This window comes from Pseudomonas sp. B33.4, from assembly GCF_034555375.1.
Lineage (GTDB): Bacteria > Pseudomonadota > Gammaproteobacteria > Pseudomonadales > Pseudomonadaceae > Aquipseudomonas.
Map to the genome: position 1 here is coordinate 693,506 of NZ_CP140706.1, position 13,928 is coordinate 707,433.

General features: G+C 58.5%; 7 protein-coding genes. All 7 read left to right on the top strand.

Annotated elements, in window-relative coordinates; genetic code table 11:
* Positions 1–61 precede the first annotated feature (61 nt).
* The 7 genes from cobG to U6037_RS03015 all read left to right on the top strand — a co-directional run bounded on the left by cobG (position 62) and on the right by U6037_RS03015 (position 13,914).
* Complete coding sequence (cobG, locus tag U6037_RS02985) at positions 62–1,357, top strand: precorrin-3B synthase (protein ID WP_322845752.1); 1,296 nt, start codon at positions 62–64, stop codon at positions 1,355–1,357.
* Entirely contained in the window at positions 1,350–1,976 is a 627-nt protein-coding gene (locus U6037_RS02990; RefSeq protein ID WP_064117254.1) for a precorrin-8X methylmutase, read from the top strand. Before cobG ends, U6037_RS02990 begins: the two co-directional genes overlap by 8 nt.
* Positions 1,973–2,707 carry a precorrin-2 C(20)-methyltransferase gene (locus U6037_RS02995; RefSeq protein ID WP_416221698.1) on the top strand — a complete coding sequence of 245 codons (735 nt, stop codon included), beginning with the start codon at positions 1,973–1,975 and terminating at the stop codon, positions 2,705–2,707. The genes U6037_RS02990 and U6037_RS02995 overlap by 4 nt, the downstream gene beginning before the upstream one ends.
* Positions 2,707–4,407 carry a precorrin-3B C(17)-methyltransferase gene (gene cobJ, locus U6037_RS03000; protein WP_322845753.1) on the top strand — a complete coding sequence of 567 codons (1,701 nt, stop codon included), beginning with the start codon at positions 2,707–2,709 and terminating at the stop codon, positions 4,405–4,407. The genes U6037_RS02995 and cobJ overlap by 1 nt, the downstream gene beginning before the upstream one ends.
* Before the next feature lie 589 nt (positions 4,408–4,996).
* On the top strand, positions 4,997–11,860 hold the full coding sequence (locus tag U6037_RS03005; protein ID WP_322845754.1) for a TcdA/TcdB pore-forming domain-containing protein: 6,864 nt from the start codon (positions 4,997–4,999) through the stop codon (positions 11,858–11,860).
* A 339-nt stretch (positions 11,861–12,199) separates the two neighbouring features.
* On the top strand, positions 12,200–12,982 hold the full coding sequence (locus tag U6037_RS03010; RefSeq protein WP_322845755.1) for a hypothetical protein: 783 nt from the start codon (positions 12,200–12,202) through the stop codon (positions 12,980–12,982).
* Between the two features lie 113 nt (positions 12,983–13,095).
* Positions 13,096–13,914 carry a hypothetical protein gene (locus U6037_RS03015; protein ID WP_322845756.1) on the top strand — a complete coding sequence of 273 codons (819 nt, stop codon included), beginning with the start codon at positions 13,096–13,098 and terminating at the stop codon, positions 13,912–13,914.
* The last annotated feature ends 14 nt before the right edge of the window (positions 13,915–13,928 follow it).

A 13,928-nucleotide genomic window follows, 5' to 3' on the forward strand; every position in this document is an offset into this window, starting at 1 on the left:
GCGCCTTCGCCCGCGAAGCGCCTTTCCCACGCAGCCGGTCAGCCCCTTGAACGAACGCCCGATGTCCACCGCCTTACGCCCCTCGGCCTGCCCGGGGTTGCTGCGTATCGTCCAGGCACTGGATGGCGGCATCTGCCGGATCAAGCTCAATGGCGGCTCGATCACGTCAGACCAGGCCGACGCAGTGGCAGATGCTGCCGAGCAGTTTGGTGGGGCCATCGAAGCGACTAACCGTGCCAATCTGCAGATTCGCGGGATCGGCCAGCAGTCTGTGGCACTGATTGACCGTTTGCTCGCTGCCGGTCTTGGCCCGCGCACGGCGGCCGGTGACGATGTACGCAACCTGATGCTCAGCCCCGCTGCCGGGATCGATCGGCAGATGCACTTCGACACGCGTGCTCTTGCCGAGCAGATCCTCGACACCCTGCAAAGCCATCCACGTTTTCACCAGTTGAGCGCCAAGTTCGCTGTGCAACTGGATGGCGGTGAAGCGCTGGCGATGCTCGAGCATCCCCATGACCTGTGGCTGTCAGCATTCGAGCGTGACGGTGAAGTGTTGCTGGCGTTTGGTCTGGCCGGATGCCCGACGGATCGTGCGCTCGGCGCGGTGGCGGTGGAACACGGCCATGCACTGGTGGTGGCGGTGCTGGAGCTGTTTCTTGAATCGGCGCGGCCAGAACAGACGCGCATGCGTCATTTGCTCGATGAGTTGCCGCTGTCGGCGTTTCTTGAACATCTGCGCAAGCACCTGCCGATCAAGGCGCTCAGCCACTGGCAGCGCACAGCTGTGGCGGACGATCTGCACATCGGCGTTCACCCGCAAAATGCACCGGACCGGATGTACATCGGTGCGGTGCCGGCGCTGGGCCGTCTCGATCCGGCAATGCTGCGCGGGGCCGCGCAACTGGCCCGCCGGTTCGGCAATGGCAGCTTGCGCTTCACACCCTGGCAAAACTTGCTGGTGCCTGATGTACAAGCCAGCGATGCGGCGCAAGTGCTGGAAGGTCTTGAGCAACTGAACCTGTTGACCCGTGCTGCCGAACCCCTCTCACGGCTGATCGCCTGCACCGGCGCCAATGGCTGCGGCAAAGGCCTGGCCGACACCAAACAGGACGCCCGCCATCTGGCGACCTTGTTGCCTTCAGCCCTCAACGTCCATCTCAGCGGCTGCACGCGCTCTTGCGCCGCCGCCCACTGTGCCCCGGTGACGTTGCTGGCCGTCAGTGCCGGTCATTACGACCTCTATTTTCGCGATGCCACGCTGCCGGGTTTCGGCGCGCTGCACGCACGCAACCTTACTATTGAAGCGGCCGCGATCCTGCTCGACGCCCGCTCTCGGAGCCCCCTTGATGCTTGATTACATCCGCGACGGTCAGGAGATCTATCGCAACTCCTTCGCGATCATTCGCAGCGAGGCCAATCTGGCGCGCATTCCGGCCGATCTGGAAAAACTCGCAGTGCGAGTCATCCACGCTTGCGGCATGGTCGAGGCCATCGACGGTCTGCAATTCTCCGAAGGCGCAGGCAAGGCCGGGCGCGATGCGCTGGCCGCCGGCGCGCCGATTCTGTGTGATGCGCGAATGGTTTCCGAAGGCGTGACCCGTGCGCGTCTGCCAGCCAACAACGAAGTGATCTGCACGCTGCGCGACGACAGCGTGCCGGAACTTGCGCGTGAACTGGGTAACACCCGCTCGGCGGCGGCACTGGAGCTCTGGCGTCCACACCTGGAAGGCAGCGTGGTGGTGATCGGCAACGCGCCGACCGCCCTGTTTTATCTGCTGGAAATGCTCGACGCCGGCGCCCCGAAACCGGCGCTGATTCTGGGCTTTCCGGTCGGCTTCGTCGGCGCCGCCGAATCGAAAGCCGCGCTGGCTGCCGACAGCCGTGGCGTGCCGTTCGTGATCATGCAAGGCCGCCTGGGGGGCAGCGCCATGGCCGCCGCCGCCGTTAACGCCCTCGCCACGGAGATCGAATGATGCAGGCCAAAGGACGTTTGCTTGGCCTGGGCGTCGGCCCGGGTGATCCGGAACTGATTACCGTCAAAGCCCTGCGCCTGCTGCGCGAATCGCCGGTGGTGGCGTACTTCGTCGCCAAGGGCAAGAAGGGCAACGCGTTCGGCATCATCGAAGCGCATCTGCAACAGGCGCAGAACCTGCTGCCGCTGGTCTACCCGGTGACCACCGAAGCGCTGCCGGCGCCGCTTTCCTATGAGCAGGTGATCAGCGATTTCTACGATGAGGCCGCCGAAACGGTGGCCGCGCATCTGGACGCCGGTCGCGACGTTGCAGTGATCTGTGAGGGCGATCCGTTTTTCTATGGCTCCTACATGTATCTGCACGATCGCCTCGCCACGCGCTATGAAGCGCAAGTGGTGCCGGGCGTCTGCTCGATGCTCGGTGGCGCTTCGGTGTTGGGCGCGCCGCTGGTGTATCGCAATCAGAGCCTGTCGGTGGTCTCCGGTGTATTGCCCCATGAAGAGTTGAAGCGGCGTCTGGCCGACGCCGACGCTGCCGTCATCATGAAGCTGGGGCGCAACTTCCCGAAAGTGCGTCAGGTGCTGGAAGAACTCGGTCTGGCCGAACGCGCGCTGTATGTCGAGCGCGCAACCATGGCCAATCAGAAGATCGTGCCGATGGATCAGGTCGAGCCGATGTCGTCGCCGTACTTCTCGCTGATCATCGTGCCGGGCGAACGGTGGCAAGGCTGATGACTCAATCCACCCCCGCCATCGTCATTCTCGGTCAGGGCAGCCTGGCCACCGCGCGTCGTATTCAGCAGGTCTATCCGGCGGCGCAGATCCACGGCCTTGCCGGGCGGGTCGAAGGCGCCGATCGCACGTATCAGGAGTTCGGCGCGACCCTGCGCGCGCTTTATCAGCAGGACACGCCGATCATAGCCCTCTGCGCGGCCGGCATCGTCATCCGCACGCTGGCGCCGCTGCTGCTGGAAAAGGGCGCTGAGCCTGCGGTACTTGCCGTGGCCGAAGACGGTAGCGCCGTGGTGCCGCTGTTGGGCGGCCTCGGCGGGGTCAACGTCATGGCGCGGGAAATCGCCGCCGGGCTGCAAGTTGCAGCAGCGATCACCACTAGCGGCGAGTTGCGTTTTGGTACGTGCCTGCTCAATCCGCCGAGTGGTTACGCACTGGGCGATCTGGAGCTGGGCAAGCGTTTTGTCTCCGATCTGTTGGCTGGCCACAGCGTGCGTATCGAAGGCGCGGCGCCGTGGCTGGATCAGGCGCAATTGCCGGAAGATCCGCAGGCACAGCGCTCGATTCATGTCGGCAGTGCCGCGCGTGAGGCGAGTGCCAGTGAGTTGCTGATCTATCCGCGCAGCGTGGCGGTGGCGGTGAGTGCTGAAACTGCAGATTTGCCAAATGCCGTTCGCAGTGCCTTGAAACAGGCGAAAGTTGCCGTGCAATCGCTGGCTTGTCTGCTGGCCAGCGAGACGCAAATGGCTTCGCCACTTTTGCGCGAAGCGGCGCTTGAGCTGAGTGTGCCGCTGCGCTTTGTCGCGGCACAAAGCAACCTCGAAACCCTGGCGCGTATCGCCGTGCCCGAAGCGACAGTCATTGCCGGCCACGGCATGGCAATCGCAGTCGCCGAACAGCCATTGGATGTTTCCAGCATTGGCCGGCCACGCGGCCGTCTCGCCGTGATCGGCCTCGGCCCCGGCGCTGCCGAACTGATGGTGCCGGCGGTGAAAGCCGAGCTGGCGCGCGCCACCGATGTACTCGGCTACGAAACTTACGTACGCATGGCCGGGCCGTTTCGCGACGATCAGGTGCAGCACTGCACCGATAACCGTGAAGAAATGCAGCGCGCCCGCCACGCTTTCAGGTTGGCAGCCGAGGGGCGCTCGGTAATCGTCGTGTCCTCGGGCGATCCCGGCGTGTTCGCCATGGCCGCCGCGGTGCTTGAAGCGTTGCACGAGTCGGCTGATCCGGCGTGGCACAGCGTCGACCTGGAAATCCTCCCGGGAGTTTCCGCTTCGCTGGCCACCGCCGCGCAGGCCGGTGCACCGCTGGGCCATGACTTCTGCGTGATGTCGCTGTCGGACAATCTCAAGCCCTGGTCAATCATCGAAAAACGCCTGGACCTGGCCGCCGAAGCGGATCTGGCCCTGGCGTTCTACAACCCGATTTCACGCGCGCGTCCGTGGCAACTGGGCCGGGCGCTGGAAATCGTCGCGCAACATCGTGCACCTGAAACGCCCGTGGTGTTGGGCCGCGACATCGGCCGTCCGGGTCAGACTTTGCGCACCACGACGTTGGGTGCACTGACGCCGGAGCAGGTGGACATGCGCACCATGGTGCTGATTGGTTCTTCCACGACCTGCACCTTTCCCCGTGCCAGCGGGGGTGACTGGGTTTACACGCCGCGCTGGTATGGTGAAAAACCGCTTTCTTGAGCATCACCCCGAGGCAAGTTGTAAATAAGTTGCCTCGGCGAGATATCAAGTCGAAATTCCTTATCAGCCGATAAGGTTTAAAACAGAGCGGTGAATCCGTCAGGAACACCGCTTCGTTTGTTTATCAAACGACTCGCCATGCCGCTGTTTGTTACCGGATCATGCGCGCGATGAACTTATCTGTCGTTTGATGTTTCTTGGGAAATTATTTGAGTTGTGTGTTTTTTGAAGTTGCGGCGTCGGCAGAATAACTTCGTCCTGGATTCTCTCAATGAATAAAGGATGAAGTCTGATGGGTGTCATGGAGCAATATGTCGGTGGGTTCAATGTTATTTCGCCTGATGAATATTCTGCGCTGAAGCGAACGTTCAAGGCACTTTCCGGTTCTGCCGAATATGCAATGTTGGTAGCCCTTTACGAAAATGCCGGGCAGGCCACGAGTCTCACTGAAAAACTGCAAGTTGTAACGCTCTTCCTTGAAAACCTTGAACGCTTGTCACATCGCAACTCAGCGCCCGTGCCGGTGTTGATCAATACGGTTGAAAATAAGTTGCGAGACTATGCCGGCCGTTTGGCAGGTACTGTCAATATGCTCAGTGATGTATCCAGTCCGGTCCCCGCAATCATGCACTTTGTCTGGGTGGGCGGCAGTGAAGTCGGCAGTATCCAGCGCGATTACATGAATATCTGGCGCCAGGTGCTGGCTGCCGAAAACTACCAGTTCAATCTTTGGTACGACAGCGATGCATTGCTCGCTTTCGAAATGAATCGGGTGATATCCGACAGTGCCAGAGTCGATGCGATGGAGTCGGGCGGCGACACAGTGACCAGCCCGAGTGAGCTGGCAAAGATGATTGAAGATCGTGCGCGTGTATTGAAGCGCGAGATGTTTGAATACCTGCAATTGCCGCAATGGCAAGGCCACGCCGATCAGGCCCGAATCGATTTGATGGTGCGTGCCTACGGCAAGGACCGCGCGACGCTGGAGGCCTTTCGTCAACGCTGTTTGCAAAGTCATCGGCAAATGGCCGGCACCGATTTGCAGTTGCGCGATGTCGGACGGGAGTTTGCCGGGCACTTTTTACAGGATGTCTATCAACGCGAAGTGTCCATGCGCGGTAACTTTGCAGCTGCCAGCGATGTGGTGCGTTTGCAGGCCGAGTATCTGCAGGGCGGTCGTTACAGTGACATGGATTACTTGCCGCCGCTGGCCGACAAACTGGGTGGAGTCGATATAAGCGGTTTCAGTGACGAGCAACGACTGGGGGTGTTGCAGCTTTTGCTCAATCATGACGAAACCTTGATGCCGGGGCGCGACCGCCTGCGCTACACCGACCACACGGATACGTTGCCTGTCACCCATCTCGATGCACTGCTGGCCTTTGCCCGCAGCAAGCCCGGCGTCGAGGCTGTATTCGTCGCGCCACGTGAAGTCCATAGCCCGCAACACGGTCTGCGTATGGGCACGCAATTCAGCCGGGAGATGAACGCTTATCTGTTGGCTCAGCCGCAGAGTGAGATGACGCTCGCGGTCATGCAATTGATCCGCTTCAACTATGACTGCCTGCAAACCGTTGAACAGTCGGCAATAGCATCGTCGGTCGACTGGTCACAGACGGAACGCTTGCTCGATGTCATAGAAAACGTGATGAACGAGAAAATCGCGCAGGGGCAACTGACACGCACGCTGCAGGATTTTCTGGGCAAGTTGAGCGAGGCGATTTTAAATTACTACCGCGACGGCATTCGCGTCGGAGCGCGCGGCACCATTGCGCTGACCGGACCCGGTGCGGCAGTCACCGGATTGAAAAACCATGTCGAGACTCATCTTCTGTCGGACAACGAAGTCACGGTTCAGGAGCGTTTGCGCCTGGCGGAGGGTTACAACGTCCAGACCGAGGAGGAGGCGATCTCCGGTTGGACCGTCAATGACGACGAGGTGCAATGGCTGGCCAAAGAGCGGGAAAAGTGGAAAGCCGGCAAACTCAAATCGCGTTATACCGGCCAACTGGCGGATCTGCTTCAGCCGCAACAGACGCTGACGTTCAAACAAGGCTGGCCCATGGTCGGCGGTAAACCGGTGCTGTTGACGGCAGTCCTGCAACAGTTGATGGATGATCTGGGCGAACCCTTTGTGCGCGCCATGAGGGACAAGCTGAGTGGTGACATCACCTTCACCAAGGGCTTTTCCATTGGCTTCGATAATCGTCAGTTGATCCTTGCGCAACCTGTGCGCGCACTGCCTGTTTCCCTTGGCGCCGAATCCTCGAACAACCTCAACGAACTGTTCAGCCGCATTGCCCATGACTCTTTGCCGATTGAGCAACTGAGCCCGTTGGTGCGCGTCATGCTCGGGGGGATTTTCGGTGCGACAAGTCTGGACGATGTCGGCTTCACCGAGGTCTGGCAAACCGTGCGTGACCTCGCTGTCGCCACCGACGGCGACGGCACGTTCGCCCGTTATGACGCCGTCGAAAAAGCCATCCGCCAGCGGCAATCACCCGATTTCGAAGCCGGGCTGGCGCGTGGAGAGGTGCCAGGGATTTTGACCTCGCGCGAACTCAAGGTGCAGGCACTGTTTGAGCCGCTGACCTTGCGGCAATGGGGCGAACGTATCGGCCAGATCAATCGCACTGCGCAGGGTGAGTACCGCTCGCGGATTCTCCAGCGCAGTGCGCAGGTGCGCGAGATGTTCGTCGAGGCCGGCGCGACCTCGGCCCGGCAACTGTCACAGGATTTGCTGATGCACAACGCCAGTGACCCAGGGCGTCGGTGTTATCCGCTGGCGCTGCTGATGGGCGCAGCGGTGGCTGCCGGCGAGTCGGCGGAACGGACGTTGGTGGGGCATGTCGCCACAGCCAACGTCAACCATCAGGAACTCAGCTCACAGGCATTGCTCAGTGCGTTGAACGAGCTGCGGGCCCTGCCTGGCAGTGCCATCGGCGAATCACGTGGCTTGCAGAGTCTGGACACAGTCATACAGACGCTGGAGGCGAAAACGGCGTCCAGCGTCTTCTTGCTCGACACCGGTGATCACGCTTTGCTGGTGGCGAAAGTGCAGGCTGGAGACCAATTCGTCTACCGCTTCTATGACCCGAACTTTGCCATTTACGCGTTCGCCAAAGGCGCGCAAGTGAAGCTCGGCGTTGAGCGTTATCTGAGCGCAGGCGACAGCGCACTGGCGAAGCTTTACGGGCTTGGCGAGATGGCCGCAGCGCGGTTCAACGTGATCGAGTTGAACACTGCAGCGATCGCGGCCCGCAAGCTATCGAGCGGTTTGCGCCTGGACAGTTTTTTGCACATACCTTCGAGTGATTCACAGCGTGTCCCTGTCTGGACAAAACAAGCCGTGGCGCGCCAGCGTTCGCTCAGCGAAAACGCGCGGATGGGCGCCAGTCTGGCGCAAATGGATGCGCGCTATTGGGCGCAGGAATTTACTCAGGCTACCCAGCAGTTGCGCAGTGAACATTCGCTCGGGCGGGAATATCTGCCTTTGCTGGAAACGCTCAAACCGCAGGCGGACGGTGGTTTTTCGGTGACGTTGGTCGATGCGCAGAATCGCCATCCAGCGCGCACCGTCAGTACGGCCGACCCGCGCTTCACTCAGCTCAAACAGCATCTGCACGAGAGTGTGAAGGCAGGCAACCCGGGTGGTCCGGCCGAGGCGGATGGCGGCAGTCGCTTGAGTTTCGCCTTTGCGATCCAGACGCTGATCAGCGAAATGCGTCATCGCGAATACCTGGCGGGTGATCAGGTGCCAGGCTTGTCGATCGCGCTGCAAGTACAGGTCTACGTCAGCTATGCGCAGTTGGGTTTTGGCGTGGTCAGCGATACCGCGCAGATGATCAACCTGGTGCGGCAAGCGGTGGCCAGTGAACAGGCGCTGCTCTTGCGCCAGTCGTCGTTGTCTGGCCGCGTGCTCGGTCGCGCGGCAACCGGCGTTGGTTTTGCACTCTCGCTGGTCAATATCGGCTTCGATATTTACAACCTTTCACTGGCGGAGAATCACGAGCAGCGTTCGCGCTTCTCCACATCTCTGGCGTTCAACGCAGTGGCATTGGGGTTGGACATCGCCGCATTGGCGGCCGGCGGAACGGTAGGGGCGGCGGCTGCTTTTCTGTCAGTGCCGCTGCTCGGTATCGGCATCGGGGCCACGGCCATCGCCAGCAATCTGGGGCAGATTGCCGACAAGGCGACAGCGGTCGGCAATCATTTGCGTGCCATTCAAAATGCGTACAATCCGGGCGCTTTCACTGTCGAGGACGGGGTGTTGCAGTTTCCGCCGGAAGCCGTCATCACCCATCTGGATTTGCAGGACCGGCGGGTGCGCTTTGACAGTCAGCGTCTTTATCCGTGGGGCGGCGGTGCACTTGAATTGCCGCAATACAACGATGATCCCAGGCAGATACACCGTTCCCTCAATATCCGGCACGCGTTCGGTCTCCCCGAGAGTGCGACGTTGAACATTCACAGGGCTGCTGCGCCTCATACCGTGGTGTTGCCGTGCACGCCGCTTTGCTACTACGGGTACGAATATCAACTGGGAGGTGCGGGCTACGTCTATGAGCCTCTGCCGGGAGAGCAGGTGGAGCCTCGCATCGCCAGTGAAAGGCCTGCGCCAAACTGGTACTCGTTGTTAAATCCATTCACGGCATTGACCGATACGCTGACGAACCAACTGGATGGGCGCATCCACACGCGCTATCCGCAATTGCGCAACAGCGCGGCGGACAAACTGGAGTATGACGAGCAGGGCAACCGGCGCTTTTATCTGCACAGCACACCGTCGCTCAAGCACATCCTCTACAAACTGCATCCGGTCTATAAACCGACAACGATCAGCGTGGTGCTGGACGAGCAGGTGCGCCAACTGGCAGTGCCGACCCTGCCGGTGGAGTGCCAGCAAAAGCTGTCCTACGAAATCAGCGCCACGTCAGACCGCTGCCAGCTACGTCTGACGCCGGGACTGAAAACGGTGAAATTCAACGGCGCGACCCAATGGCTGGTGCATGCCCCTTGGGCCAGCATCGAGCAGGTCAGTTTTGATGTCCTGCCCAAGATGGATGTCGACCCGCCGCAGACATACCTGGCGGGGCATCAACTGACGGTCGACGGTATCGTGCTGTCGGCGTTTGAGGGGCTGATCGAGTTGGCCGGGGGAGAGTTGTTTCAACTGGACTGGCAACGCAATGCGTTGTGCCTGGTTTCCATCACCCTGGGCGATGATAAAAACACCCCGCGTGATGTGCTTGCCCACCTGCGCAAACGAGATAAGGAGATGCGCCTCGGCACGGGGTACGTCACGCTTCAGCGGTTCAAGGTTGCGCTCAATCCGGCCAGCCTCGATGTGCGCACGACAGCCTTTTACGATGTCGCTCAAAAACGCGTGTTGTATGCGCGCGATCTGCCGGGCGAAGTCAATGAGGGCCTGATGCTCGGCGCCGCCAACGCGACTCATGCGTGGTTTTATCATCCCGACCATGCCACGGTCTGGCGGGTCGATGTGGTCACTGGCTCGGTCGTCCATCGTTATCGGTTACTGAGCCTGGAATCCGGTACGAAAATCACCACATTCGGGCAACTGGCTGACGGCACACTGCGAGTCTCGCAGCAGTTGGTAGAGCAAAAGTCCGTGAAAGTGCGCACGACGCTGGAGTTTCATCTGAGCGACCACGAAGTGATCCTGACGGACATCCACATGTGGTCGCCCGGTCTGGAAAACTCGTTTCTCAAGCCTGAAGTCGGTACGAGAATCGCGTTTTTCCGCCATCGACAGAAAAAAACTCGTCCCTACGCGGACGGCACTGCGCAAATGGCTTCGTCCATCAGCGCCTGGACCTACGCACCTTACATTCACGCCCGTGCCTATTCTTTCGCTCAGTTGCTTGAGTGGGCATGGATTGGCGCGCATCACGACAGGTACTTCCGTGCCGACGGCGGCAGTGACGAGGACAGGGTGATGCTGATGCCTCGGTCCGCTGATCCGGCCGCTGCGCTGCTGTTTTACAGCCAGCAAAGCCAGACGCTCAGCCATGGCATCGAACTGCGCGACAACGTCTTCTGGCACAAGGCGCTGGCGAAAAATGTGATCGAGGTTACCCGTGTGGGTGAAAGCTTCCTCGCCACTCAAAACGACGGACGACTGTTCGAAATCGACCTCGGTGCCAAGGACGACAACTGGCTGTCCGAGCTTGATAGAAATGTTCTGAAGTTTGTTGGTCTCAGCCGGCATTGGCTGCAACAAAATCCGGATTGGCTGGCGGCATTACCGGCGCTTGCCAGGGAATACAGCAGCGCAGCCTTTGCGATCATCGGTTTGCGTGCCCAACCGGGTCAGCCGTTGCTGGCGGCGTGGTGCATTGACGAAAAGCTCGTGCTGATGGACGCAACGGCTAACCGCGAGCTTGCTTTATTGGGGCTGACACCTGATCGGCAGGCCGTTTGGTTGCTTGATGCGAGCGCCGGGCAGCTATGGCGCCAGACGCTGGTTAGCGTCGATACGATGCGGACGGCGTTTGGTAACGGCAGCGTGTTGCTGCATCGCGAAGCCTTGCCCCAAGCCGAACAAGTATGGTCGTCGTGGGCATTTAGCGAAGTGCTGCCGCACGCAGACGGCCTGCTCGGGCGTACCCGTGAAGGTGTGACGCTGCTACTGCGCGATCAGCAACCGGCACGGATTATCAGCATGGAAAACCGATGGTCACAGGCTCCTGGTCAGACGCCAAGGCAACTGCAGGAACGTTTGAAATGGCGGCTGGAAGGGCAGTCCCATGCCGCGTTTTTACCCATTGAAAACACCGGCAATCGTTACCAGTACTACGTTCCGACGCTCGATCGGCTGTTCGAGGTGTCCGCACGGGACGATGGACAATGGGCAACATTTCTCGGTACGCGTGATGGGGGCAATCCGCTACTGTTCGACCCCATTGACGAATTGCTCTTCAGTGCCGGAGCGGTCGATGGCGTTTGGTTGCCGGGCAGTTATGCGCATCGTGACGAGGAAGTCATGGCGCTGGAATTGAGTGAAGATCTGGCCGACGTGCAGCCATTGCTTGCCGACGGCGTTGAAAGGTTGATTCTGACCTTCGGTTCGCGCACAGAAGGTTATCGGATATCGGCCGAAACCTGGCAGCGTCTGGATTGCATTGTTGTTGATGTGCGACGTCCATCCGAGGGGCGGGTGCCGGAACCTGGCTTGCTGGTGCTGGACGTGGCGGAGGGCGGGCATTTGCTGATGTCGCAGGTCGCTGGCCACCTGGTGCTGACCGACCCGGACAATGGGCACAGTCTGATCGTGCGCGGCGTCGAGGAGCAGGGTGAGTGCGAACTGGCTGTCAAAATGGCTGGCCGTCATTATCTGTTCGCACTCGAGCAGTGGTTGCAGGCTTTTGCGGCAGTGCAGGACGGTGACGCCATTGCCAGCCTGGCGGTGGTGGCTGAACATTTGCCCTGAGCGGTAAATTCATTTGAACAATAAAACGCCGCGGACATTGTCGTTCGCGGCGTTTTTGTTTTGGCAGTTAAACCGAGGTCGGGCGCTCAAGGCACCAGATAATCTTTGACCCCGGTAAAACGCCTGTCGCATGGATAGATGAAAATGTGTATGCCTTCAGAAGTTACTCTCGATACTGTTAATGTAAACAATGTTCTTGATAATATTTTGTTAAATATGTTGGTGGGGTTTTTCTGTGATTTCCAGGTTGTGCTGTTTATGGTGTTTGGTGCCTGTCGATGTTGCTTGGATTAAAGCGATGACAGGTCATTAAATGATCATAATCGAAAAGGAATTAACATGAGTGTAGACATTAGTGTCATTCCGCCGCTCGCTGAACGTTTGACGTTTATTCGTGAAATCAAATTGCTCACGCCTGCGCCGAAAACCAGGAGTCGCGTGCTTTCCGTTAAAAGTTACTCGGCGCTTGGGAGCAGTGGCAGCCAAAGTGCAGTATTGCTGGGTGATACGCTGCTGAACTATATGGAGGGAATGAGCCGGGATGAGAGGCGTGAGATAAGAAATAGTGTGAGACTTGCCCAGATTCTGAGTAATAAGTACAAAGACGAAAAGCTCGATCTTGCAGCGTGGCTGGATATATATGCCAAGGCACTGAATTATATGGGTTGGTACTCGGATCGCAAACCCGGCGAGAAAAAGTATGATGATTTTTCCGGCGATATCTCCAGCAAGATGGTCGAGGTCGTCCGGGAACTGGGCAACGAGCCGATGCTGGATAACACGCTGGCCTCCTTTGCTGCACTGAAAAAACATAAAGCGGGATTAGCCTCTTATGCAAAGGAAAGTCTCTGGGGGCAGTCGTTTCAGACAATGCCGTCCGGACGCGACGAGCAAGGGCGAATCACGCTGGTCTTAAATCATTCAAGGCTGAATGCCACGCGCCAAGTGGAGAATTTCCTTTTCTGTCACTGGCGCTCGGGTGAAGTTCTACTGCGTCATAACTATCTTAGCTTTTTCCTCGACAGAAGCGCCTACGCACAAGTTCGTGCCGAAGTAGAGGCTGTTATCGAAGAGGATGACATGAGGGAAATTGAATTGCGGCTGGAATCGATTGGCGCGTGAAGTATGGCGTAAGTTTACTTGTTGTAATGTTCTTTCTGTTGCTGTGAGTTTGGTGTTTGGTTAGTTTGCTTCTCAAGCCGCAACGGCTTTTTTATAAATATAGGGAAATAGCAATGAATGATGTGGTGGCTGTAAAAATGAATGAGGCGGAAAGTCTCGCGTTTATCGAAAACTGCTGTAAGGAAAGCATCGCTGTTCTGCAGGGTTCGCGTTCGATCATGCCTTTCGCCCGGGCATTCAAATTGGACCTGCCCGACAAGGATACCTTGAATAAAGCGGTACTTAACTCGACGATGATCGCCTTTCCTGAAGGTATGAAGCGTCGCCATAAAACCATTATCAAGCGTACGTTTCTGTTTGCTGACTTGTCTGCGCAGATCAAATACCCGAACAAAGAAGATGCTGCGAAGCGTCTGTCCTACATGCTCCAGGGTTTGAATGCCATGGGCTGGGCACATTTCGGTAAGCCTGAGACCTTTGAGGAAACCGTCGCCACTGGCGTAACCATGTCGAATCTGGTTGTGGATATCGCCAAGGCTGCGCTGGGTGCAGTGGGCGTTGGAACTATTGGTGAAGTGATGAAGCTGGGGGCAGACGCGGCCATCAAAGGCCTCGAAGGTAACGCCGAGGCTCTGAAGCTTTATGAGAAAAATGGCAAGAAGGCCGGTGGTTCGAACTTCGGCGTGATGAGCGCGGCCGAAAGTAAAGACGATGATATTTACCTTACCGTAGGCTCGATAAGCTACAGCATTCAATCCGGCAGCTCGCATATTGCGTTCTTCGACAAAACCGATTCTTCTTCCAGTGTGATCAAAGGCCATGGCGTATTTACCATGTACCCCGACGAAGATTTCACCTCGAAGAAAGAAGCGGCAGCCAATCGCTTCTACGAAGCGATCGATGCTGCTCTTGAAATGGAATTCGGTTTCTGATTTTTCAGGTCAGG